Origin of the sequence: Rahnella sp. PAMC25617 (genome assembly GCF_050606005.1) — a bacterium.
In the GTDB taxonomy this organism is placed as follows: Bacteria; Pseudomonadota; Gammaproteobacteria; order Enterobacterales; family Enterobacteriaceae; genus Rahnella; species Rahnella variigena.
In genome coordinates this window covers 176,839-199,537 of record NZ_JBOCUM010000005.1, presented here as the reverse complement: position 1 = coordinate 199,537, position 22,699 = coordinate 176,839, and the positions used below count along the sequence as shown (strand labels likewise).

22 protein-coding genes and 1 pseudogene are annotated in these 22,699 nt (G+C 50.6%); 13 read left to right on the top strand and 10 right to left on the bottom strand.

What is annotated here, in order from left to right; translation table 11 throughout:
- Positions 1 to 36: 36 nt before the first annotated feature.
- Positions 37 to 798 (bottom strand): annotated as a pseudogene (locus ACM615_RS05875) (Fic family protein); the annotation flags it as partial.
- A gap of 155 nt (positions 799 to 953) precedes the next feature.
- Here ACM615_RS05875 and ACM615_RS05870 point away from each other — a divergent pair.
- Both ACM615_RS05870 and ACM615_RS05865 read left to right on the top strand, forming a co-directional pair.
- On the top strand, positions 954 to 1,877 hold the full coding sequence (locus ACM615_RS05870; RefSeq protein WP_431011610.1) for a ketopantoate reductase family protein: 924 nt from the start codon (positions 954 to 956) through the stop codon (positions 1,875 to 1,877).
- Positions 1,878 to 2,059: 182 nt separating this feature from the next.
- On the top strand, positions 2,060 to 2,542 hold the full coding sequence (locus ACM615_RS05865; protein WP_159281692.1) for an Hcp family type VI secretion system effector: 483 nt from the start codon (positions 2,060 to 2,062) through the stop codon (positions 2,540 to 2,542).
- A 24-nt stretch (positions 2,543 to 2,566) separates the two neighbouring features.
- Here ACM615_RS05865 and ACM615_RS05860 read toward each other — a convergent pair whose 3' ends face one another.
- Complete coding sequence (locus tag ACM615_RS05860; protein ID WP_165353186.1) at positions 2,567 to 2,890, bottom strand: DUF1493 family protein; 324 nt, start codon at positions 2,888 to 2,890, stop codon at positions 2,567 to 2,569.
- Complete coding sequence (locus ACM615_RS05855) at positions 2,890 to 3,357, bottom strand: STM2901 family protein (RefSeq protein ID WP_129639622.1); 468 nt, start codon at positions 3,355 to 3,357, stop codon at positions 2,890 to 2,892. Before ACM615_RS05855 ends, ACM615_RS05860 begins: the two co-directional genes overlap by 1 nt.
- Positions 3,358 to 3,568: 211 nt before the next feature.
- Here ACM615_RS05855 and ACM615_RS05850 point away from each other — a divergent pair, with 211 nt between their 5' ends.
- A complete protein-coding gene (locus ACM615_RS05850; protein WP_431011609.1) occupies positions 3,569 to 4,051 on the top strand; it encodes an Hcp family type VI secretion system effector in 483 nt (160 codons plus the stop codon).
- A gap of 23 nt (positions 4,052 to 4,074) precedes the next feature.
- Here ACM615_RS05850 and ACM615_RS05845 read toward each other — a convergent pair whose 3' ends face one another.
- From ACM615_RS05845 to ptrR, 5 genes are all read right to left on the bottom strand, one after another.
- A complete protein-coding gene (locus tag ACM615_RS05845) occupies positions 4,075 to 4,380 on the bottom strand; it encodes a DUF1493 family protein (RefSeq protein WP_240783363.1) in 306 nt (101 codons plus the stop codon).
- Positions 4,380 to 4,829, bottom strand: a complete 450-nt coding sequence (locus ACM615_RS05840; RefSeq protein WP_112287423.1) for an STM2901 family protein — start codon at positions 4,827 to 4,829, stop codon at positions 4,380 to 4,382. Before ACM615_RS05840 ends, ACM615_RS05845 begins: the two co-directional genes overlap by 1 nt.
- Before the next feature lie 163 nt (positions 4,830 to 4,992).
- Positions 4,993 to 5,526 carry a cytochrome b gene (locus tag ACM615_RS05835; RefSeq protein ID WP_159281693.1) on the bottom strand — a complete coding sequence of 178 codons (534 nt, stop codon included), beginning with the start codon at positions 5,524 to 5,526 and terminating at the stop codon, positions 4,993 to 4,995.
- Between the two features lie 210 nt (positions 5,527 to 5,736).
- Entirely contained in the window at positions 5,737 to 6,144 is a 408-nt protein-coding gene (locus tag ACM615_RS05830) for an H-NS family nucleoid-associated regulatory protein (protein WP_112287421.1), read from the bottom strand.
- A 535-nt stretch (positions 6,145 to 6,679) separates the two neighbouring features.
- Positions 6,680 to 7,564: a putrescine utilization regulator PtrR gene (gene ptrR, locus ACM615_RS05825; RefSeq protein WP_431011608.1), complete on the bottom strand. Its 885-nt coding sequence runs from the start codon at positions 7,562 to 7,564 to the stop codon at positions 6,680 to 6,682.
- A 100-nt stretch (positions 7,565 to 7,664) separates the two neighbouring features.
- Between ptrR and ACM615_RS05820 the strand changes: the two genes are divergently transcribed.
- The 6 genes from ACM615_RS05820 to ACM615_RS05795 all read left to right on the top strand — a co-directional run bounded on the left by ACM615_RS05820 (position 7,665) and on the right by ACM615_RS05795 (position 16,295).
- The gene (locus ACM615_RS05820) at positions 7,665 to 9,056 is read left to right on the top strand and encodes an aldehyde dehydrogenase family protein (protein WP_426784676.1); all 1,392 of its coding nucleotides are present in this window, start codon (positions 7,665 to 7,667) and stop codon (positions 9,054 to 9,056) included.
- Between the two features lie 284 nt (positions 9,057 to 9,340).
- The gene (locus ACM615_RS05815; protein ID WP_112287418.1) at positions 9,341 to 9,646 is read left to right on the top strand and encodes a DUF1471 domain-containing protein; all 306 of its coding nucleotides are present in this window, start codon (positions 9,341 to 9,343) and stop codon (positions 9,644 to 9,646) included.
- Between the two features lie 281 nt (positions 9,647 to 9,927).
- Complete coding sequence (locus ACM615_RS05810) at positions 9,928 to 13,641, top strand: autotransporter domain-containing protein (protein WP_431011607.1); 3,714 nt, start codon at positions 9,928 to 9,930, stop codon at positions 13,639 to 13,641.
- A 257-nt stretch (positions 13,642 to 13,898) separates the two neighbouring features.
- Positions 13,899 to 14,672 carry a type IV toxin-antitoxin system AbiEi family antitoxin domain-containing protein gene (locus ACM615_RS05805; protein ID WP_431011606.1) on the top strand — a complete coding sequence of 258 codons (774 nt, stop codon included), beginning with the start codon at positions 13,899 to 13,901 and terminating at the stop codon, positions 14,670 to 14,672.
- A 6-nt stretch (positions 14,673 to 14,678) separates the two neighbouring features.
- On the top strand, positions 14,679 to 15,599 hold the full coding sequence (locus tag ACM615_RS05800; RefSeq protein WP_431011605.1) for a nucleotidyl transferase AbiEii/AbiGii toxin family protein: 921 nt from the start codon (positions 14,679 to 14,681) through the stop codon (positions 15,597 to 15,599).
- A 435-nt stretch (positions 15,600 to 16,034) separates the two neighbouring features.
- Positions 16,035 to 16,295: a helix-turn-helix domain-containing protein gene (locus ACM615_RS05795; RefSeq protein WP_159281697.1), complete on the top strand. Its 261-nt coding sequence runs from the start codon at positions 16,035 to 16,037 to the stop codon at positions 16,293 to 16,295.
- Between the two features lie 71 nt (positions 16,296 to 16,366).
- On the opposite strand, the gene fabV is transcribed toward ACM615_RS05795, so the two are convergent.
- On the bottom strand, positions 16,367 to 17,563 hold the full coding sequence (gene fabV / locus ACM615_RS05790; protein WP_113876597.1) for an enoyl-ACP reductase FabV: 1,197 nt from the start codon (positions 17,561 to 17,563) through the stop codon (positions 16,367 to 16,369).
- 306 nt (positions 17,564 to 17,869) lie between these two features.
- On the opposite strand from fabV, the gene ACM615_RS05785 reads away from it, so the two are divergent.
- The 4 genes from ACM615_RS05785 (at position 17,870) to ACM615_RS05770 (ending at position 21,211) form a co-directional block, all read left to right on the top strand.
- Positions 17,870 to 19,381 (top strand): sugar porter family MFS transporter, encoded by a 1,512-nt coding sequence (locus tag ACM615_RS05785; protein WP_431011604.1) that lies wholly within the window; start codon positions 17,870 to 17,872, stop codon positions 19,379 to 19,381.
- 215 nt (positions 19,382 to 19,596) lie between these two features.
- Entirely contained in the window at positions 19,597 to 19,890 is a 294-nt protein-coding gene (locus ACM615_RS05780) for a helix-turn-helix domain-containing protein (protein ID WP_113876596.1), read from the top strand.
- Positions 19,875 to 20,186, top strand: coding sequence for a HipA N-terminal domain-containing protein (locus tag ACM615_RS05775; RefSeq protein ID WP_112287410.1), 312 nt, complete (start codon positions 19,875 to 19,877; stop codon positions 20,184 to 20,186). The genes ACM615_RS05780 and ACM615_RS05775 overlap by 16 nt, the downstream gene beginning before the upstream one ends.
- Positions 20,183 to 21,211 carry a type II toxin-antitoxin system HipA family toxin gene (locus tag ACM615_RS05770; RefSeq protein WP_112287409.1) on the top strand — a complete coding sequence of 343 codons (1,029 nt, stop codon included), beginning with the start codon at positions 20,183 to 20,185 and terminating at the stop codon, positions 21,209 to 21,211. Before ACM615_RS05775 ends, ACM615_RS05770 begins: the two co-directional genes overlap by 4 nt.
- A gap of 28 nt (positions 21,212 to 21,239) precedes the next feature.
- Here ACM615_RS05770 and ACM615_RS05765 read toward each other — a convergent pair whose 3' ends face one another.
- Complete coding sequence (locus ACM615_RS05765) at positions 21,240 to 22,694, bottom strand: NAD-dependent succinate-semialdehyde dehydrogenase (protein WP_431011603.1); 1,455 nt, start codon at positions 22,692 to 22,694, stop codon at positions 21,240 to 21,242.
- Between the last annotated feature and the right edge of the window lie 5 nt (positions 22,695 to 22,699).

Genomic DNA, 22,699 nt, shown 5'->3' with positions numbered 1-22,699 from the left:
TCACTTTGCCTGCGGGCGGGGATTATGGCTGGAGAGTTGTGTGTCAATACCTTCACTCAGCGCTTCAGCCAATTTATCGAGCATAAAACCGATAAACGCCGTGCAGTCACTGGCGCGATCACATTCGCCCAATATGCGGTAATAGTCCTGCTGCTGATTGTGGATCAGCGTTTCAACCGGAAGCCAGGCCAGTTCAGGTCGCCATTGACTGAGGATCAGCGTCTGCCATAAGCGTCCCATCCTGCCATTGCCGTCGGCAAACGGGTGAATAAATTCAAACTCATAATGGAAAATCGAACTGGCGATGAGCGGGTGGATATCCGTTTCCTTTAGCCAGTTCAGCAAATCAGACATCAGACGGGAAAGTTGCCCCGCAGGCGGTGCCATATGAATCAGCTGGTTGTCGCGATACACGCCCACATTGCCAGTGCGAAGGTGTCCCGGCGCATCCACCAGTCCGAGCATGAGCGTCTGGTGGGCTTTCAGGACATCATCAAGACGATGACTTTTCCACGCCGGTAATTGTTCGTAAGTCAGGATGGCGTTACGCACTTCCTGAATATCCTTTTGCGGCGCAAGCACGCGCTTGCCTTCCATAATGGCCGTCACCTGCTGCGTGGACAGGCTGTTATGTTCGATAGCGAGTGAAGCCTGAATAGTACGGATACGGTTTTCTTTGCGCAGAAGCACAGATGAGTGTTCAGCATGTGCAGCCCAGCGCCCCAGCAATTCCCCGACGTCCACAACACGGCTGAGGATCTGCGGTGTGATAGTGTACGGAGGCTGATAACCTGCCATTCAGTGCTCCTTTTGAAATAATGATTGCGCATAGTATCACGCGGTAAAATCTTCAAAAAACCTTCTTTCATCACAGCCCCTTGATCCGTGCAGCCCTCCTCCCGTAGTTTAATCAGACACCGGGTTTCTGAATGACTTGTAACAGGGGAAAACATATGCGGATTTTAGTTGTGGGTGCTGGTGCGACCGGCGGGTATTTCGGGGCACGTCTGGCGCAGGCCGGGCAGGATGTGACGTTTCTTTTACGTGAAAAACGCGCGCTTGCGGTTGAGCAAAACGGGCTGACTGTTCACAGTCCGCACGGTGATTTCCATTTCCAGCCTAATGTCTTACAGGCCTCGCAGCTCACCGGTCCCTATGACCTGATTTTACTGACCGTTAAAAGCTTCGGGCTGGAAGCGGCGATGAAAGACATCGCGCCGGTTGTCGGTGAGAATACCATGGTGATGCCGGTTCTCAACGGCATGAAACACATGGAGACGCTGAGTCTGCGTTTCGGCGAGCACGCCCTGATCGGCGGATTATGCAAAATTAATGCAACGCTGGATGCCGACGGCCATGTCCATCAGATGACGCCATTGCACCAGATTATTTATGGCGAACTCTCCGGCGAAAAAACCGAACGCATTCTGAAAGTCGATCAGGCGTTTCAGAGCGCAGGCGTTGAAGCCATCCTTTCTGAAACGATTATTACGGATTTGTGGGAGAAGTGGCTGCTGCTTTCAAGCCTCGGCGCCATCACCTGCTCCATGCGCGGCAATATCGGTCAGGTAGCTTCAGCACCGGGCGGAACAGAGTTCGCCCAGGCTATTGTCACCGAGGCGCTGACCACTATGAAAGCCTTTGGCTACGCGGAACGCGCGGCGGCGGTCGCAAAAGTCAGGGAAGCGGTGACGGATAAACACTCGCCACAAACCTCGTCCATGTACCGCGATATGATGCAGGGATATCCGATCGAAGCGGAGCAGATTGTTGGTGATTTAGTAGAGCGCGCAACGCGTGTGGGCATTAGCGTACCGCATCTGCAGGCCGCTTATACACATTTGTGTGTTTATCAGAAGAACTACTTAAAACAGTAAAACCTTTCCGCCTGTTCATGCAAATTTCAACGCTGAACGGGCGCATTCAAAATACATGTGGATAATGCCCCGCTATCAGTAATAAACATCTGAAAATCAGGCAACTACGACTTTCGATAATTGTACCCCGCTGAACAAAGGAATACTTTTAAGCCTCACTTTTAAAAATGGAATTTTTGAAAATGGCTATACCAGCTTATTTATGGCTTAAAGACGATGGCGGCGCACTGATTAAAGGCGGTGTGGATGTTATCGGGCGGGAATACAGCATTGAAGTAAAAGGATTCCATCATAATCTGATGACGCCAACTGATGATCGTACAGGGAAAATTACGGGAACACGTATTCATTCCCCTATGATGCTGGTGAAAGATTTTGACTGTTCAAGCCCGTATATCTACAAAGCAGTGGCAACGGGTCAATGTCTTGCTTCGGCTGAATTCAAATGGTATCGGATCAATGATGCAGGTCAGGAAGTTGAGTATTTCAACATGCTGTTAGAAAAGGTTCGGATAGTGTCTATTTCGCCGGCTATGGCAGCAGCCAGCAATCCGAATGAAAATCATATGGAAACTGTTGAGTTGCGTTACGAGAAGATTACGTGGAAGCACAATGATGGCAATATCATCTATGCTGATTCATGGGATGATCGCCAGACTGCATAATGTGATTAAGGGGCAAAATGCCCCTTAATCATCATAAAACCACCTCTTGGCCTTCACCGCTTCAATGATCATTTCAACGGTTAATGGTTTTAGCTCACGTTTGGGCGGTTTTCTCTGCCAAAATGCCCTTTCAGCTTCATAGTAATTCAACATATCGAACTTAGAATAATCAACACCGTATTTAGTAAAGACATCAATCAATATCTCTGCCAAATCTTCGGGCAACAGTTGCCAATCATCTTGCACTGACCAAAATTTCTGGATAGGGACAATTTCGGGATCCCGCCAGCTTTTCCTGAACCCATATTTATCGGTTAGGTAGTCACAGATCTCTTTATCTAAATTCATTAGAAAGATGGCCATACGATTCGGTCAGATGGGCGTGCGATAATGTTAAATTTATCTCTGGTCCTTTTGGAAACTAATTGAAGCATTATTACAATTTGGGCATAACCTAGCCACGGAGTCCATCGACCTATAAATGGAGCGATTTTACTGGTAGGAACCATCTTCATCTTTGAGCCTTTACCCATTGGTGCTTCCAGTCGCAACCCGAATGGCAACCTCTTTTCTTTAAACATCGCTCTGGCTATTTTTGAAATGACGCTCGTTCCTGGCGTATTTGTTGCAGCCGATAATTTTCCTGAGACGGGGATCCAAGGTTGCCCAATGAGAATCATCACTGTTGCCGAAGTATCTAAACCTAAGTAATCAGATAAACTTTCAATGAAAATCATGTTGAACAATTCTGGCGCAGTTACATTGGCATGACCATGGTAGAAGTAGGTTCCATTAAGTTCTTCGGTAGTATCCATTTTCAATGTCCATTTGATTAGAAGGGTTTTAGAATACTGCTGTGTTCATAAGCAGGCAAAGGGAATTCTATGTGCGGGCGCTTCACGCAGCAGGAGCCCCGCTATCAGTAATAAACATCTGAAAATCAGGCAACTACGACTTTTGATAATTGTACCCCGCTGAACAAAGGAATACTTTTAAGCCTCACTTTTAAAAATGGAATTTTTGAAAATGGCTATACCAGCTTATTTATGGCTCAAAGACGATGGCGACGCACTGATTAAAGGCGGTGTGGATGTTATCGGGCGGGAATACAGCATTGAAGTAAAAGGATTCCATCATAATCTGATGACGCCAACTGATGATCGTACAGGGAAAATTACGGGAACACGTATTCATTCCCCTATGATGCTGGTGAAAGATTTTGACTGTTCAAGCCCGTATATCTACAAAGCAGTGGCAACGGGTCAATGTCTTGCTTCGGCTGAATTCAAATGGTATCGGATCAATGATGCAGGTCAGGAAGTTGAGTATTTCAACATGCTGTTAGAAGGTGTCCGGATTGTCTCTATTTCCCCAGTAATGGGTCATTCAAGCAATCCTAATGAAAACCATATGGAATCTGTTGAATTACGCTACGAGAAAATTACGTGGAAGCATAACGATGGCAATATCATCTATGCTGATTCATGGGATGACCGCCAGACTGCATAATGTGAAAAGGGGCATACCGCCCCTTAATCATATAGCCAACGACCCGCCTTTGCGGATTCGATAATCATCTCGACCGTAAGCGGCTTGTAAACTCGACGTTGTAATTTCTTCCACCATAACCACACAGGCCATTCTGGTTCAAAATAATTATCTAAATTAAAGTTATCGTAAGAAATACCGTACCGGGTAAACAAATCTACTAACATTTCTTCTAATTCTTCCTGAAGATAATTAAAATGCTCCTGAAAGGTCCATTCTTTAAGAACTTTTTGCTTCCGTACGCTATATTTATCAGTGATATAACTTAAAATCTCTTTCTCATCTACCATCAGAAATACGTCCATTCAATACGGTCTTTCGGCCGTGCAATCAGATTATATTTATTCCTGGTTTTTCTGGCTATGATTCCAAATATGATCATGGCAGGAATTGTTCCTCCGACATACGGCGCGTAACGCCCGACAGCAGCACCAACACTTTTCGTCATGCGGGTTTTCATGAAACCTACAGGTGTTGCCACTGGTTCAACAAAGCGCATATCTTTAAAAATTCTTCGAGAAAGTTTTGAAGCGACGCTGGTCCCCCAGGTTGAATCCCCCAATCCCTTCGGTTTTGGAAGAATTGGCCAGCCTGCAATGATCATCGCAGAGGTTTCTATAGCGAGCCCTTGATGCTCAGCAAAGGACTCCGCAAAAATCAACCAAAATAACTCCTGAGCGCTTACATTGGCATGACCGTGATAGAAGTACGTCCCGTTTAGCGTTTCGGTAGTATCCATTTTCAATATCCATTTGATTAGCAGGGCTTTAGAATACTGCCGCATTCATAAGCAGGCAATGTGCCCCCTCGCACTGAATATCATCATTGCTCCTTCCGTCACGTTAATCGGTCTGTTGATACCAGAACCTTGCAACGGTTTCATTGATCCACGCACCCGCGGGCTATTTTCGTGAAGGTAACATCCTGATCAGCGTGTTATCGCGCCGGCGATAGTGATGCCAGAGAGCCGCCAGAGTATGTAATCCGATGAGGTAATACCCCGCGTTAGCGAGCCATTCATGCAGCGTTTTTAATAGCTTCTGTAACGGTAAATCCGGAAACACGCTTTTCGGCATAAGGATGTTAAACATCGTCCAGTCATGCCCGCCATAATATTGTGACAAAATACCCATCACCGGTAAGCTGAGAAACATCAGATATATAAGAATCTGCGCGCCACCAGAAAAATAATGCTGCCAGCGCGGCAACGCGGGTTTGACCGGTGGCGTAACATACATCCCGCGAACAAAAAGCCGTATACACATCAGAAATAATACGCAAAATCCCAGACTGTAATGCGTCAGGGCTAATAACTCCCGCAAGGGCGTGCCTTTTGCAAAACACCCTTTTATATCCATCGTGGTATAGGTCAATACCACTAAAACAAACACCAGCCAGTGGAGCAAAATTTGAACGGAAGAATATCGGGTACGCATAGCATTTCCGGTAAACGAAGAGACGTTAACCATACTTGCTGAGACTTAAGCTTACATTAAGAGGAATGAGCACCGGCGAGAAATGATCGAATGCAGGGGTATTACGATGTTAAAAAAGGGAATAGCGCAGTGAGAAAGAAGAGGCAAAAAAGTGTGTTATCTGCCCCGCAGTTTGCAAGGCAGAAAACACTGAACACATCGGTAGCCTGATTAACGCGCGATCAGGAAACTCTCTAATGTTGCACCACCATCCAGTGCCGCTTTAATGGCAGAAGGAGTGCGGCCCTGGCCGGTCCAGGTTTTTTTAGAACCGTCGGTATCGGTATACTCATAGATTGCCGGGCGTGGTTTACGCTTGGCTTTACCGGATTCTTTGGTTGTCTGGTGACCCAGCAGGTCATCAATAGCGATGCCGTCGTTTGCCAGCATTTCACGGTATTTCAGTAATTTTTCGTCACGTTCCTGCTGCTGCGCACTGCGCGCTTTCACATTTTCGCGTGATTCTTCAACAATTGCAGTCAGCTTCTCGAGAATTTCTTCCAGAGTGCTGAGTGGCATTTCACGAGCCTGTGCCCGAAGTGTACGGATATTATTCAAAACGTTTAACGCGTTGTCCATGATGTGCTCACTTTAGAGGGGTATCATTAAATTAGTGACCCTGATTCTACACAAAGAAATAATGATATCAATTGCGCCAGCATAATATTATTCACCGTGACACAACGGTGGCAGTCGCCACTCTTTTTCTTTAATTGTTAATACCCCCTCTCATAACAACTTGTTGTCGCTGAGTAATTAAAACTTTTACGAAGAAATCACTTTAAACACCTAAAAAACGCCAGAAAAATATTATTAATCACAATTTGCACACTTTGATAATAGTGTCAGTACGTGAATAAACTATGTTGTTATTATGTACAAATTTGTCAAAGTCTGGTCTTTACGTGCGAAGCATTACTCTTTTCTGAATAATCATTTCGGTAAAACGGGTTAGAAAAAGCATCTTCTGCACCATTTTTTAGAAGCGATTAAACAACTCCGACGGTAAAATGAGACTTAAATCACAAAATAAGACCCCTGACCGTTATGTTCAAAACCATTTTTGTTGTTTGTGCTGGCTGTGTAGCGCTGAAACTTGCGCTGGACTGGCAGATCATTTTGCAGGTAGCTGAAGGCTGATTGTCAGTTCCCTGGCCATCTTCCCAAACTCAGACAAGTTTCTGGTCAGGATCCCCCGCCGCCACACCAGCCAGGTCGTCAGATAACGATAATTGTCAGCCAGCGGCCAGATACTCACCGTACTGCTGCCCGGCATACTTTCCAGCATACTACGTGGCATCAGCGCCAGTCCGCCACCTGCAATGACGCAGGCCAGCATGCCGTGATAGGACTCCATCTCGTAAATTTTCCCCGGCGCTGCACCATCATCCGCGAACCAGCTTTCAAAATGACGCCGGTAAGAACAGTTGGAGCGAAATGCATACACAATTTCTCCGTTTACGTCCTGTCCGCGTGTGACCGGTGCATGATGCAGCGGCGCGACAATCACCATTTCCTCCGGGTATACCGGCACACCATCCAGCACAGGATGCAGGACGGGCCCGTCTACAAACGTTGCCTCCAGCTCGCCCTCGAGCAATTTATCCAGCAATTCACCCGACGGACCGGTACTCAACGCCAGTTCAACTTTGGTGAACTGCTGATGATATCGCGCCAGCAACGCCGGAATACGCACGGCGGCGGTACTTTCCAGCGCCCCCAGTGCAAAAATCCCCTGCGGTTCTGTTCCGGCCACCGACAACCGCGCTTCTTCCACTAAATCCAGGATCCGGTTGTTGTAATCGAGAAAATTACGCCCTGCTGGCGAAAGACGTAACCGCTGATTCTCGCGGATGAATAATTCGACACCCAGCTCCGCCTCAAGCTGTTTAATGCGTGTTGTCAGATTCGACGGAACACGATGTACCCGCTGTGCAGCGGCGCTGATACTGCCGGTTTCAGCAACGGCACGGAACATCTCAAGCTGTGAGAGATTCATAAGCTTTCTCAAAAAGTGAATGGTTTACTTATTTTTATTCATTTTTATTAAAACACGCAACCCTCTATTCTGAACGCACTGGTTCAACGAGGAATAGACAATGACGACGACAAATTCACAAACACATGCCATTTCGCAAAATCCGTTCACCGGCGAACGTATCGCTGAATATCCTTTTGACACCACGCTGGCACTGGAAGCAGCGGTTTCGCAGGGCAGCGTAGCATTTAAGCAATGGCGCAAAACTGACGTCCAACAGCGTGCCACGCTGCTGGTCAATCTGGCCGCAGAACTGCGCTCCGCCAGCGAAGACATCGCCCGCATGATCACCCTCGAAATGGGCAAGCCGGTGAAACAGGCACGCGCTGAAGTGGAAAAATCAGCCGGATTGTGTGAGTGGTACGCTAAAAACGGTCCGGCGATGCTGGCACCGGAACCGACGATGGTCGATAACGGCGAGGCGCACATTCATTACCGCCCTTCCGGGATGATCCTGGCGATTATGCCGTGGAATTTTCCGGTGTGGCAGATTTTACGCGGTGCCGTGCCGGCGTTGCTGGCGGGTAATACTTTCCTGTTAAAACCGGCGCCGAACGTGATGGGCACCACGTATCTGGTGAAACAGGCCGCGCTGAAAGCTGGTTTTCCCGCCGGTGCGTTCGGTGTGATTAATGTCGGAAATCCGGCAGTGGCAGAACTGATTGCTGACCCGCGCGTCGTTGCCGTGACGGTGACAGGCAGCGTGCGTGCCGGTGCGGCAATTGCAGAGCTGGCAGGTAAGTCCCTGAAAAAATGTGTGCTGGAACTGGGCGGTTCTGATCCGTTCATCGTGCTTAATGACGCCAGTCTGGATGAAGCGGTAAAAGCGGCGGTTGCCGGTCGTTATCAAAATACCGGGCAGGTATGTGCCGCAGCCAAGCGGTTTATCGTTGAGGAAGGGGTGCTGGATGCGTTTACCGCAAAATTTGTTGCCGCGACTCAGGCGCTGGTGACGGGCGATCCGCTGGATGACGCGACCTATATCGGCCCGATGGCGCGTTATGATTTGCGTGATGAACTGGATAAACAGGTTCAGGATACGCTGGCAGAAGGCGCAACCCTGCTGCTCGGCGGCGAGAAAATTGCCGGAAACGGTAATTTCTATGCGCCGACTATTTTAAGCAATGTGACGCCTGAAATGACCGCATTTCGCCAGGAACTGTTCGGCCCGGTTGCCGCGATCACGGTGGCGCGCGATGCAGACCATGCCGTCGAACTGGCTAATGACAGCGAGTTTGGCCTGAGTGCGACAATTTTTACAACGGACCTTGCGCGGGCGGAACAGATGACGAATGAGCTGGAAACCGGTGGTGTGTTTATCAACGGTTACAGTGCATCCGATCCGCGTGTTGCGTTCGGTGGCGTGAAAAAAAGCGGCTATGGTCGTGAGCTTTCACACTTCGGTTTACGCGAGTTCTGTAACGTGCAGACCGTGTGGAGCAACCGGAAATAACACCCGCCGCGCTCCGTAAAGGGTATAAAAGAAATCTCATCCGGGCGCGAAAGTGCCCGTTATCTTTTCCCTTCCTTTTATTCATGTCAAAAATAACGAACCTGTAACGAAATGAAAGCATCTTCTTTTAAAATCGCGTTAATTGTGGCGAAACCCTTCTTAACAAGAAATTAGCAATTAAAGCTAAAGCTCGTCACATGAAAAGGTGTTTATTAACGTTGTGCCCGTTAACTAACGGCAACGTAATACCCGATTCAGACAGTGAACTCTTGAGGAATAACTCCATGAAAGGCTTAGTAAATGATGTTTTATCCATATTCTATCCGAAGTCTGTTAAGCCTGTTTTGATCCGCAGCGGATTATCACATCGTGAAATAGCCTCCCTGCAAGCTGTTGGTGTAACAACGGTTTCCTGGGCTACTTCCATGGAAGAACTCAACAATGCGATTGTTAAAAAAGCGTTAGATGCAGGTGCGGTCGGTTATCACATTACTAATGTGGAATCCCATAAACCGGGTAAAGAGGAACAACACGTCATGGCGGCCACCGCGACGTTTTATCATATCAACCATAAAGTGGCCTATGACTGATGTTTCCTGACAGTTTAAGTAAAATATAAAAAGCCGCATACCGGACAGGTCTGCGGCTTTTTTATTTAATTCGCCTTTCAATATCATTTCTCTGAACGCCCTTCTGACTACTCATCCCCCGATTGCGACTGACACACCCTGACGTCATCCCTTTTGATCTCACCGGAATTAGCCGTTTTTTACTCGCTATTTGAGCAATGGCATTAGGAACATTCTTATAACATCACCAAAACAACCACACAAAAAGACGCCTGCACGTCAGAATATCTCAGGGAATTTACATGACTCGCCATCGCCGCGCGACCGGGCGCTTTGCCCGTTTTGTCTGCGCTTTTCTTTTGTTATCACTCTTCTCTGTATCCCAGGCCATTGCTCAATCGGCAGGGTGTACGGCGCTGAATAACCGCACGTTTTCTACCGCGAACTTTTCAAGTCAGGCTTACCAAGCCAGCCAGTTTGATACCAGTGATACCTTAACGCTGACGTTTTCAGATTCTGGCGCCGGTGTGAACAGCGAGATGACAGACACGGACAGCTTCGGCCTGACGAATTATGCGCAGTCGACATTCTCAACCTACTACGTCACCGGCGGCACGGCAGGTACTCATTCTTATACCGTGACAGGGTCACAACTGGCGAGTGCGGGAGTTCGCTTTCGCATCACCACCAGCCACGGCTACCTGAGCCCTCTCAGCGTTTCCTGTACCTCACCGGTCAGCGCATCCACCGATGCCAGCCTCTCGGCGCTGTCACTTTCAACCGGTTCGCTTTCCCCGACCTTTTCCAGCGGGACAACCTCTTACAGCGCAACCGTCGCCAATAACGTGACCAGCATTACGCTGACACCAGTGACCACCGACAGCACCGCAACCGTAAAAGTGAATGGAACTTCCGTCACTTCCGGTAGTACGTCAGGGGCGATCCCGTTAAGTGAAGGCAGTAACACGATCACCGTCACCGTGACGGCTGCCGACGGCACCACCACGTCCGGCTATTCTGTTCAGGTTCAACGCAACGGATTAGCACCGGTCGCCGGTTCTGCCAGCGCCAGCGTAGCGTTTAACAGCAGTAATAATACGATTGCCCTGCCCCTTTCCGGTGGCGCAGCGACATTGGTGGCACAGGGTGCGGCACCTGCACACGGTTCGGTCGTATTCTCAGGCTCAACTGCCCTTTATACGCCGCTGCAAAACTATTTCGGTGCGGACACTTTCACGTATACCGCCAGCAACAACTGGGGCACATCCGCGCCAGCGACCGTCAGCGTGAATGTCGCCGCGCCGGTAATTACGCTGTCGCCTGTCACCTTACCTTCTGCCACATCCGGCACCGCTTACAGCCAGACACTGACGGCAACCGGCGGGTCAGGCAGCTATCAGTTCACGACCGGGGATGCGTTACCTGCCGGATTAACACTGGGATTGAATGGCGAAATTTCGGGAACGCCGACTGCAACGGGCAGCTTTAACATTACCGTCGTGGCGCACGATACGGCGAATGCTGCCACCGGAAACCAAAGCTATACGATAACCGTTAACGGGCAGGCACCGGTCGCGGGTGCGGTCAGCACCACAGTTACCGGTAACAGCAGCAACAATGCCATTGTGCCGGCACTGTCTGGCGGCGTCGCAACGTCAGTCACCGTTACGACCGCTCCGCTTCACGGCACGGCAACGGCTTCGGGTACCTCACTGAGTTACACCCCTGCGCCCGGATATTCAGGTACCGACAGTTTCACTTACACCGCCAGCAATAACTGGGGAACTTCATCCGCTGCAACGGTGAATGTGACCGTAGCCAGCGTGACGCTCAGCTTCACGCCTGCGAGCGGCGCATTACCCGCAGCCACCGCAGGTACGCCGTGGTCGCAGATCATTACTGCCAGCAACGGCACCGCCCCATACACCTACAGCGCATCCGGCCTGCCCGCCGGACTCTCCGTCAGCGCCAGCACGGGTGAAATTTCCGGTACACCCGCCGCTTCCGGCACTTATACCATTCAGGTAAGTGCCGCGGACAGTCACGGGATCACCGGCACCGTAAACTACGCACTGACCGTTGCCGGACAGGCACCTGTGGTCAGTGCGGTATCCTCGAGCGTGGCGGCCAATACCAGTGAGAATCTGATCGAGCCGGTGCTGTCGGGCGGCGCAGTCACGTCACTGGCGATTGTGCAGCAACCCGCACACGGCACGGCGCGCATCCAGAATCTTAAAATCCGCTACACGCCGGTTGCAGGTTATTCCGGTAGTGACAGTTTCATTTACAGCGCTTCCAACAGTTTTGGCGCAGCACAGGCGACGGTCACGCTGAATATCACTGCCGTATCGCTGGCCTTTACGCCTGCCAGCGGCGCGTTGACCGATGGTCGCGCAGGCACGCCTTATCGTCAGACGTTCAGCGTAACCGGCGGCACGGCACCGTATCAGTACCGCGTGTCAGGGACATTGCCTGCCGGATTAACACTGAGCGGCGACACCCTGAGCGGAACCCCTTCCGCAGCGGGAAACAACAGCTTTACGTTGATCGCCACCGACGCCAGCGGCGTAACGGCTCAGGTCGCGTACACGCTAAACGTTACCAGCGCGCAGCCGGTGGGCGTCAGCCATGCGGCCTCCGTTCTGGCTGGCAAATCCGTGCGGGTAAACCTCACAGAAAATGCCACCGGCGGGCCGTTCACCGGTGCGCGTCTTGTCGATTCTCCGGCGGCAACGCTCGGCAGTGCGGCACTGGAACAAAGCGACAACAATATTTATCTCGACTTCCAGGCTGCGGCTCAGGCTTCCGGCACGGTGGTACTGCGTTATGTGCTGCTGACGCAAGACTCGCAATCTGTGCCAGCGACCGTGACGCTGACCATCGCAGGACGTCCTGACCCGTCCAAAGATCCGGATGTGCTCGGCCTGGTCAGCGCGCAGATTCAGTCGGCGCAAAATTTCGCGCGTGCGCAAATCCGCAATTTCAGCGATCGTCTGGAAACGCTGCACAACCCGGCCAGTGCGCGCAGCGATATGAACGGCATCCGTTTCAATATGCCAGCGTCTAAAAAGGAACGCGGCAACGATGACACGCTGTGGGACACCGCGTGGGAGCACAATCGTCCGCAGCCTGAACTGCCGCAACTGACCGATAAAAACGCCGCGCAGCATCCGCTTAAGGGTGCGAACTCGCGTATCAATTACTGGACCGGCGGATTTGTTGACTTCGGCCACTCAGGGAAAGACGGTGTGAGTTTCAGTCACACGCTGGCCGGCATCAGCACCGGCGCGGACTACCAGTTCACCCCGACTTTCACCGCAGGTATGGGGATTGGTTTTGGCAGAGACGTTAGCGATATCGGTGACAGCGGTTCCCGCAGCAACGGCCGATCCATCAGCTCGGCGCTTTATGGCAGCTATCATCCCAGCCGTTTCTTTATCGATGGTTTGCTCGGATACAGCCGTCTGGACTACGACAGCCGTCGTTATGTGACAGAAATGGATCAATTCGCCCGCGGCGACCGTGGCGGTTATCAGGTATTTGGGGCTCTGACATCGGGTTATGACTATCGTCTGCCCGACCTGCTGATTTCGCCATACGGACGCCTGCAATTGTCTCGCACCCGGCTCGACAGCTACACGGAATCCAGCGCCGATGCCTACGATCTGGCTTTCGCCTCCCAGGTACTGAATGATGTGACCGGCGCGCTCGGCGTTCGCACCCAATACGCACTGCCACTGACGTGGTCGGTGCTGCGCTGGCAAAGTCGTTTCGAATACACGCAGGCTTTCAGCGATCCGGGCCGCGCCCGTCTGGGTTACGCCGATTCCGGCAATGATACGTGGAGTGCGGATGTCTACGGCGACAGTCAGGAAAATCTGGTGTTAGGCATGGGGCTGGATTTCCTGCTGCCGCATAACATTACGCCGGGCATCGCCTATCAGGGCACGCTCGGGCTGGATGAGGCACGCAGCCGCTCGCAGATGATCATGATCCGGGTGAACATCGGGTTCTGATAAGGAAGAGGCGTCCTGAAGATAACGGGACGCTTTTGATCAACGTGCTTGATGTAACCCGCTGCAACGCCTGAAATTTCTCTGGAAAGCGCACCTCATTTTCGCGGTTAGCCCGTTGGTTTACCGTCCGCAGACAGGTTACATTGCGCCAGCAATAATACGGGGCAGCTCATCCCGTTCAGATCGTGGTTTACAAAAATAAAAATATGCGTCAATAATCGCCGTGGATTATCCATTTTGTAAACCGGTGGTTTTTTATGCTTAACACTGAGGCGAGACAACATCTGAAAACGTTACTCCCTTATGGTCTGGTCACCACAAAAACGTGGTTGCAAGAACAGGGATTACCACGACATTTTATCGATAACGCAGTAAAAAGCCGGACGTTGCTGATGCTTGCACCCGGCGTGTATACACGTGATGAATCGCCATTAACCTGGCAAGGGATCGTAACCTCGCTTCAGCGTATGCACCCAACGCCCGTCACTTTAGGCGGTCTGACTGCCCTGAACCTGGAAGGGTTAGCACATTATCAGCTTAAGGGTCAGGTCGTACCAGTCAGCCTTTATTCTTCCAGTCCACTTCCAGCGTGGCTAAATAAAATCACCGGGCGCGCCAGTTTTAAAGGGCACAGCACGCGACGTTTATGGCCTGATTCGGTCATGGCGGACAAAAGATTTCTGCGTGAAAGTCAGTGGCAGGAATCGCTGTCGCCAATGCTCTATTCCGCGCCTGAGAAAGCTATGCTCGAACTTCTCTCAGACGTGCCCAAAGCTATCAGTTTTGAGCATGCTGACCAAATCATGCAGGGGCTTTCGACACTCTCCCCTCGCAAACTTGAACTTCTGCTCCAGGCAAGCGGCAGTATAAAGTCCAAACGTCTTTTCCTGTGGCTGGCACAGCGTCACAACCATGCCTGGTTTAAATATCTCAAGCCTGATCTTTATGAGTTAGGTAGCGGTAAACGCGAAATCGCTAAGTCCGGCAGACTAGATACGACATGGAATATTACGGTACCCAAGGATATGTAATTAAAAATGGACAGGGAAAGTATTTACTACCGACAGGTGCAGTTGCTTTTACAATTGCTTCCTTTCATTGCAAAACACGATTGCTTTGCTCTCAAAGGTGGGACGGCAATCAATCTTTTTATCCGCAATTTTCCACGCTTATCCGTTGATATCGATCTGGTTTATTTGCCCGTGCTGGACCGGGAAGAGTCACTAAAGGGAATTAAAGCTGCGTTAGACGACATTGCGAAATCAGTGCTCGCTTATATTCCGCAAAGCAAAGTCAGTAAATCCTATGAGGACAAAAATGATGCATTGCGGCTGGTTGTCATCCGCGACGGGGCTCTGATCAAGATTGAGCTTTCACCGGTATTGAGGGGAACAGTCTTTGAGCCGGCTCTCCTTCAGGTCTGTGAAGCGGTGGAAGATGAACTTGGTTTTGCTGAAATATCTGTTGTTTCCTTTGCCGATCTTTATGCCGGTAAAATCTGTGCTGCGTTAGACCGCCAGCATCCCAGAGATCTGTTCGACGTAAAACTTCTGCTTGACAATGAAGGCCTTACATCAGCGCTTCGTAAGGCTTTGCTGGTTTATCTGATCAGCCATCCACGCCCTATTGCCGAGTTACTTCAACCGCATTTAAAAGATATTTCGGGTATTTATGAAGGCGAGTTCCGCAACATGGCAGATGTTGATGTTCCGCTCGCCGAATTGCTCGCAGTACGCAGGCAACTGATTGACCTGATTAATGGGAAAATAACTCAGGAAGAGAAAGAATTTTTACTGTCATTCAAAAATAAAGAACCGGACTGGACGTTATTGGGTCTCGACAATATAGACAAGTTACCCGCAGTGCGTTGGAAAAGAAAAAATCTGTCGAAGATGCCCGCAGAGAAACATGCGAACGCGCTTAAGCGACTGTCATTCGTTCTTGATGTTGTCATGTAACCCGCTGCAACGCCTGAAATTTCTCTGGAAAGCGCACCTCATTTTCGCGGTTAGCCTGTTGGTTTAGCTTACTCAATTACGCTATAGTGCGTCCGCTGCGGCAAAATCCGCAGCCGGGTTTCGCAGCCTGAATACCACACCAGAAACACATATGTCATAATTATGTGTTGAGCTTCCCTGCACCTGTCAAACGCAGATATCGTGTTTGTACATTCAATGGTGGCTCAGGCAGGGCAACCTTCGGGTTGGCCGGGTTTCTGGTGTGTGCCGGTACTGCGAACCTTGTCTGAGCTACCACCAATGTGAGTTTCGCAGCTCTGGTGGTGGTTAAATTCACAAACCAGAGACTCCAAAAAATGAAACTATCGCATAGCCCCACATTTCTGCCCTTCTGCTCTGCTGTTCCTGTGCTGTTAAAAGCAGGAGCACCCCGTCATGAATAATCGCGACTGGCATCAGGCCGATATCATTGCCGGATTACGTAAGAAAGGTACAACGATGGCCGCCGTATCCCGCGCTGCCGGTCTGAGTTCCTCGACACTGTCTAACGCACTTTCAAGACCCTGGCCGAAAGGCGAAATGCTTATTGCGCAGGCACTGGATATGCACCCGAGCACCATCTGGCCAAGCCGGTATTTTGATCCAAAGACGCGTGAACTTATTCAGCGGAAGGTGAGATCTGCAGGCGGCGTGTAGAAAGTTATAAAAAACCCCACACCCGCTTCTCAGCGAATGTGGGGTTTTAGCAATCTAAGCGTTAATCCAAATTACATCTGGATCAGATGTTTGATTTTCACGTCTGGATTAGTATCGGCTGCGTAATCAACGCCGTTCAGGCCAAAGCCGAACAGACGCATGAACTCGCTTTTGTAGCCCGCGAAATCTGTCAGCTCAGGGATGTTGTCATTGGTGACTTCATCCCACAGCTTGCCGACTTCTGCCTGCACTTCTGGCGCGATCTCTTTCAGGTCAGCGCGCAGACGGCCTTCGTTGTCGACCAGCGGCTCAGCGCCGTACAGGCTGTCTTTGTACAGACCGTAAACCTGCTCGATACAACCTTCGTGAGTGCCCTTCTCTTTCATCACTTTGAACAGCAGGGAAAGGTACAGCGGCATCACAGGGATAGCAGAACTCGCCTGAGTGACAACGGCTTTCAGTACGGAAACGCGTGCGTCGCCGCCCTGCTCTGCCAGAGTGCTGCGGATATCCAGAACACGTTTGTCCAGATCCTTCTTCGCTTCACCGATAGAACCGTTCCAGTAGATGTCCTGCGTCACTTCTTCACCCAGATAGGTGAACGCCGTGGTCTTCGCGCCTTCAGCCAGTACACCGGCGGCTTTCAGATCGTCGATCCACATCTGCCAGTCTTCACCACCCATGACCGCAACGGTGCCCGCGATTTCTTCAGGGGTTGCCGGTTCCAGCGTGGTTTCGTTGATGGTTTCTTTATCGGTATTGATGCCACGAATGGTGACTTGCTTACCGATTGGTTTCAGGGTGGAGTTGAACACTTCACCGGTTTTCGGATGGGTACGGCGCGGCGCGGCCAGGCTGTAAACCACCAGATCTACCTGACCTAAATCTTGTTTGATCAGCTCAATGGTCTTTTGCTTCACTTCATCAGAGAACGCGTCGCCGTTGATGCTTTTAGCGTACAGACCTTTTGCGTCCGCAAATTCTTCGAAAGCAGCAGAGTTGTACCAGCCTGCGGTAGCAGTTTTCGATTCATCGCCCGGACGTTCGAAGAAGATGCCCAGCGTTGCTGCGTCAGAACCGAAAGCAGCTGAGATGCGGGCAGCGAGGCCGTAACCGGTAGAAGCACCGATCACCAGGACTTTTTTCGGACCGCCTTCGATTTTGCCTTGCGCGGTAACGTAGTCGATTTGTTCTTTAACGTTCGCCTTGCAACCTTCCGGATGGGCAGTAACACAGATAAAGCCACGGATGCGTGGTTTGATAATCATATAGACCTCATTGCAACTGTCTCAGTAAATTGGCCGATAGAATATAGGTTTGCGCCGTTTCAGGCAAAACCTGCTGCTTTTTCCCATCGTAAACAGACTTCTCTGAAGTAAAAACAGCACTTATTTTACCCGAGCGGATAAAAAACGAACCGCGATATTCTCTTTGGGAAAGTGTAATGCACTTCCCGTCTCACTCCTGCGCGGGATTCAGTATTTTCCGAAATTTTTATGTCTGCGTTGTAATCCATGACTAATTTCCCCCGCCGCCTACCAAAATCCTAAACATGGGTTAGATTTAGAGGTTGCGTGATCTGCATCACACAAAAATATGACAACAATAATGAAATACAGGGAGCACTTGTGACTGAGAAACTCAACAGCGGGCAGGAAAGCGAGGCGAAGAAAACGCCGCCGCCGACCGAACCGCTGGTAAAAGTAATTGCGTTTATTGCCACCCTCGGTGGTTTATTGTTTGGCTACGATACAGGTGTGATTGCGGGCGCGCTGCTGTTCATGAAGCACGATCTGCATCTGACGTCGGTGACCACCGGTATGGTCACCAGCTTCCTGATACTGGGTTCTGCCATCGGTGCGATCTTTGCGGGTCGGGTCGCTGACCGGTTCGGGCGCAAAAAAATCATTCTGGTGATGGCGATCATATTCATGGCCGGTTCGCTGGGTTGCGCCATGGCACCCAACGTCGTGCTGATGATTATGTTCCGCTTTATTCTCGGACTGGCCGTCGGCGGCGCGGCGGCGATTGTGCCGATTTATATCGCTGAAATCGTGCCTTCTAACCGCCGCTGGCAGTTCGTCACCTTGCAGGAACTGATGATCGTGTCCGGCCAGCTGATTGCTTACACCAGTAACGCGGCCATTAACGAAGTGTGGGGCGGCGAAACCACCTGGCGCTGGATGCTGGGTGTCGCCTGTGTTCCGGCAGTGATTTTATGGGTCGGTATGTTGTTCCTGCCTGACACGCCGCGCTGGTATGCCATGCATGGCCGCTATCGCGAGGCGCGTGACGTGCTGGAGCGCACCCGTAAAGCAGGCAGGGTAGAGAAAGAGCTGAGCGAGATCCGCAGTTCCATGAGTTCCAAAAGCGAGAAGCATTCCCGCCGCCAGAAGACTATTTCCGTCTGGGTGAAACGCCTGGTATTTCTGGGAATTGGTATCGCCATGCTGCAACAACTCTCCGGCGTGAATACCATCATGTTCTACGCGCCGACCATGTTGCAGGCCACGGGCTTAAGCACTAATGCATCTCTGATGGCGACTATCGCCAACGGGGTGATTTCGGTGATCATGACGTTTGTGGGCATCATGCTGCTCAGCCGTTTCGGGCGCCGTCCGCTGCTGCTGACCGGTCAGATCGGCTGTACCCTGACGCTGCTTGCCATCGGATTAGTCACCTGGCTGATGCCGGAAACTGTCAACGGCCATCCCGATGCGGTTCGCAGCTATCTGGTTCTTGGCGGTATGCTGATTTTCCTCTGCTTCCAGCAGGGCGCGTTGTCGCCTGTTACCTGGCTGCTGCTGTCGGAAATGTTCCCGATGCGCATCCGCGGTATGGCTAACGGCGTATCAGTCTTTGCTATGCAGATGACCAACTTCTCCATCGCCTTTATGTTCCCGATCATGCTGGATACCATCGGACTGACGATGTCCTTCTTCTGCTTTGCCGCCATCGGTGTCGCAGGGGGCATTTTCGCGATCATCTTCGCACCGGAAACGCAGGGCAAAACGTTAGAGCAGATTGAAAAACACTTCAAAAAACACTTACAGGATGATCCTGCTCCGCAGGAATCAAGAAGTTAAGGCTGTGATGTCATAACCTTACCGGTCAGGCTTTGGTCTGGCCGGTAAAATATGCTTAGAACAAAGTGTCATATTTGACCTTTTCATCCCTGTTTACACAACGCTTATGCTAAAACTGCATCTTTATTCGCCAAGAGGTTCAAATATGACACTTTCCGTCATATAATTAGGTAACTTGCTTAATTTCTCACCGACCGAGCCTGATAGAGTCAAATATGACCCCGAGCAGCGTAGAAACTTTCCTCTCTCAGCTTTCCGAAAATGAAAGGCGGTTATTTATTGAACGGCTAAGTGCCGTTCAGCGTCTCCCTTTTGAGCCATCCGGGCTGACACCACTCATCATTCAAAAGATGAAACAACAAAACATTACCTATCAGGAAATGGCTCTGCAAATTGGCGTATCTTTATCAACTTTTAAAAGAATAGTTGCAGACCCTGCGGGTTCGAAAACTATCAATCTCAATGCCTTACTAAAAGAACTCGGGATAAATGTATGGCTCGAGAAATAGAAGTATGGTTGTACGATGAAGCCGCCGGCATATTGAGCGAGCTTGAAAACAAGTATGAATTTTCGTATTTCACCGGCTATGCGGGTCCCGCCCTCTCCATCAGTATGCCGGTCAGAACAGAGCCTTACATAAGTCAGGACTTACATCCTTTCTTCAAAGGATTGGCACCTGAAGGGTGGTTGCGCAAGCGCTATTCAGAAATCCAGAAAATCGACTCAAGGGACTTATTCGGATTACTCATGCATAACGGTGATGATTTGCTGGGTGCCATCGTGATTAAAGAGAGGAAATCATGAACTCAGAACACTGCCTGATCAATTTAAGCCGATTGAAAGGTGTCGAAATTGGGAGCGGATATTCCAGAAAAGGCATCAAACAATTACTTCTACATCCCAAAATGATGCCAGATTTACCTTTTACACGCAGACAGTTTATTCAGGAACAGCCAAAGCATCAGAAAGGCATGAGCATATCGGGCTATCAACCAAAACTATCATTAGCCATTGAGGATAATGAATTTAGGGTGGTAAGCAATGATGGGACGTACATACTGAAACCCTCTCCCGAAGAGTATCCTCATCTCGCCGAAAATGAACACGCGACAATGACTGTAATGGCTCGCCTCAAATTCAGGGTTCCCCCTTTTGGCCTCGTCCGTTTTCGGAAAGAGGATGAAGCGCAACAGTGTGAGCTGGCCTTTGTGATAAGAAGATATGACCGCGGACAGACTGGTGAAGACCGAACGCATCAGGAACAGCTCGATGGTGCGATGGGAATTAATGATAAATATGGCACTATCAACGATAAAAAAGCGATCAGTTACCAAAGAGCCGCCCGTTTTTTGCTGGATAATCTGGGCAATAATCTGACGAATAAACGCGATATTTTTCTGCGCATCGTTTACGCCTATGTACTCGGTAACAACGACTTTCACCTGCGTAATTTTGGCATTTTGCTACCCCGAAATGCTCCAGCTTCACTTGCTCCTGTTTATGACTTTATCAGCGTTGTTCCTTACCCCGCAGCGTTTGGCGAATATCTCGCGTTGCCACTTCTCGAAAGGGAAGAAAACGATCAGGATAGCGCCCCGGGCCTTGACTCACCTTACGGCGAGTATACAGGCGCTGATTTTGTTGCCCTGGGTGAAGGGATCGGGATCCAAAACCCGCTCGCCAGAAAATGGTTAGCTGATGTCATCAGGAGCCACCAGCTCATTATTGATACTTACCATGAAAGTCATATGCCTGAAGAACAGCGTGACAAAGTTCTGGAATATGTTTCCCGCAGAATGCACCTGCTGGAGGTGATGGATTTACCCTGAACGATCAGGAAAACAATTTCCAACTCCCTTATTCACCCAGCTCAATACACAAGTATTTCATTTCCAGATAATCGTCCATCCCGTGACGTGATCCTTCACGCCCCAGGCCAGATTGTTTGATCCCCCCGAACGGCGCGACTTCGTTGGAAATCAGGCCAGTGTTAATACCCACCATGCCGTATTCCAGCGCTTCCGGCACGCGCCACTGACGCGCTGCGTCGCGGGTAAAAATGTATGCGGCAAGGCCAAACTCTGTGTCATTTGCCATCGCCACAGCCTGCGCTTCATCGGTAAAGCTAAATACAGGCGCTACCGGACCAAAGGTTTCTTCACGCGCAAATTTCATCGCTGAGGTAACATTGCCGATAACTGTCGGCTGGAAGAAAGTTCCGCCCAACGCATGCGGCTGCCCCCCGGTCAGTAACGTGGCGCCTTGCGATAACGCATCTTCTATATGTTCCTGCACTTTGCTGACCGCAGCCTGGTCGATAAGCGGCCCCTGCGTGATGCCGGTTTGTGTGCCTTCACCCACGTTGAGTTTTTTCACCTCGTCGACCAGTCTGGCGATAAGTGCCGGATAGATTCCCTGCTGGACATAGATCCGGTTAGCGCAAACGCAGGTTTGCCCGCTGTTACGGAACTTCGAGGCCATGATCCCGGCCACCGCTCGCTCCAGATTGGCGTCATCGAACACAATAAAGGGCGCGTTACCGCCCAGTTCCAGCGAAAGTTTTTTCACCGTCGGCGCACTTTGCGCCATCAGAATGCGCCCCACCTCAGTCGAACCGGTAAAGCTCAGCTTGCGCACCACCGGACTGTCGCACAACACCTTGCCCGTGGCCTGCGCTGAACCGGTGATCACCTGCAAAACGCCCGCCGGAATACCGGCTTCCATCGCCAGTTGTCCGAGCGCTAACGCAGTCAGGGGTGTCTGTTCGGCTGGTTTAACAATCATTGCGCAACCCGCAGCCAGCGCCGGTGCCGCTTTACGGGTGATCATCGCCGCAGGGAAATTCCACGGTGTGATGGCCGCACACACGCCAATCGGTTGTTTCAGAACCAGCATCCGCTGCGACGCCTGCACAGGAGCCAGCACGCTGCCTTCGACGCGTTTGGCTTCTTCGGCAAACCATTCGATAAAGGAAGCAGCGTAGACTATTTCGCCCCGCGCTTCCGCCAGCGGTTTGCCCTGTTCCGCCGTCAGCAATGCCGCTAAGTCGTCAGCGTGTTCCAGCATCAGCTGTGCCCATTTCTGCATCAGCGCAGCGCGTTGTTTTGCCGTCTTGTCTTTCCAGCCGCGCTGCGCCTGTTCTGCATACACGATGGCCTGCGCCGTTTGCGCCGTAGTGATTTGCGGAACGCGACCTATTACCTCTCCGTTTGCCGGATTAATCACATTGTCGAACTCACCGTTTTCACTGTCATACCATTCGCCATTAATGAGGCATTGCTGGCGCAGAAGGCTTAGATGTTTGAGTTGCATAGGTT

Bases quoted from the DNA above. Each gene is read 5' to 3' on its own strand.
- ACM615_RS05870 (WP_431011610.1), top strand. From the start codon at position 954: ATGCGGATTTTAGTTGTGGGTGCTGGTGCGACCGGCGGGTATTTCGGG.
- ACM615_RS05865 (WP_159281692.1), top strand. From the start codon at position 2,060: ATGGCTATACCAGCTTATTTATGGCTTAAAGACGATGGCGGCGCACTG.
- ACM615_RS05860 (WP_165353186.1), bottom strand. From the start codon at position 2,890: ATGAATTTAGATAAAGAGATCTGTGACTACCTAACCGATAAATATGGG.
- ACM615_RS05855 (WP_129639622.1), bottom strand. From the start codon at position 3,357: ATGGATACTACCGAAGAACTTAATGGAACCTACTTCTACCATGGTCAT.
- ACM615_RS05850 (WP_431011609.1), top strand. From the start codon at position 3,569: ATGGCTATACCAGCTTATTTATGGCTCAAAGACGATGGCGACGCACTG.
- ACM615_RS05845 (WP_240783363.1), bottom strand. From the start codon at position 4,380: ATGGTAGATGAGAAAGAGATTTTAAGTTATATCACTGATAAATATAGC.
- ACM615_RS05840 (WP_112287423.1), bottom strand. From the start codon at position 4,829: ATGGATACTACCGAAACGCTAAACGGGACGTACTTCTATCACGGTCAT.
- ACM615_RS05835 (WP_159281693.1), bottom strand. From the start codon at position 5,526: ATGCGTACCCGATATTCTTCCGTTCAAATTTTGCTCCACTGGCTGGTG.
- ACM615_RS05830 (WP_112287421.1), bottom strand. From the start codon at position 6,144: ATGGACAACGCGTTAAACGTTTTGAATAATATCCGTACACTTCGGGCA.
- ptrR (WP_431011608.1), bottom strand. From the start codon at position 7,564: ATGAATCTCTCACAGCTTGAGATGTTCCGTGCCGTTGCTGAAACCGGC.
- ACM615_RS05820 (WP_426784676.1), top strand. From the start codon at position 7,665: ATGACGACGACAAATTCACAAACACATGCCATTTCGCAAAATCCGTTC.
- ACM615_RS05815 (WP_112287418.1), top strand. From the start codon at position 9,341: ATGAAAGGCTTAGTAAATGATGTTTTATCCATATTCTATCCGAAGTCT.
- ACM615_RS05810 (WP_431011607.1), top strand. From the start codon at position 9,928: ATGACTCGCCATCGCCGCGCGACCGGGCGCTTTGCCCGTTTTGTCTGC.
- ACM615_RS05805 (WP_431011606.1), top strand. From the start codon at position 13,899: ATGCTTAACACTGAGGCGAGACAACATCTGAAAACGTTACTCCCTTAT.
- ACM615_RS05800 (WP_431011605.1), top strand. From the start codon at position 14,679: ATGGACAGGGAAAGTATTTACTACCGACAGGTGCAGTTGCTTTTACAA.
- ACM615_RS05795 (WP_159281697.1), top strand. From the start codon at position 16,035: ATGAATAATCGCGACTGGCATCAGGCCGATATCATTGCCGGATTACGT.
- fabV (WP_113876597.1), bottom strand. From the start codon at position 17,563: ATGATTATCAAACCACGCATCCGTGGCTTTATCTGTGTTACTGCCCAT.
- ACM615_RS05780 (WP_113876596.1), top strand. From the start codon at position 19,597: ATGACCCCGAGCAGCGTAGAAACTTTCCTCTCTCAGCTTTCCGAAAAT.
- ACM615_RS05775 (WP_112287410.1), top strand. From the start codon at position 19,875: ATGGCTCGAGAAATAGAAGTATGGTTGTACGATGAAGCCGCCGGCATA.
- ACM615_RS05770 (WP_112287409.1), top strand. From the start codon at position 20,183: ATGAACTCAGAACACTGCCTGATCAATTTAAGCCGATTGAAAGGTGTC.
- ACM615_RS05765 (WP_431011603.1), bottom strand. From the start codon at position 22,694: ATGCAACTCAAACATCTAAGCCTTCTGCGCCAGCAATGCCTCATTAAT.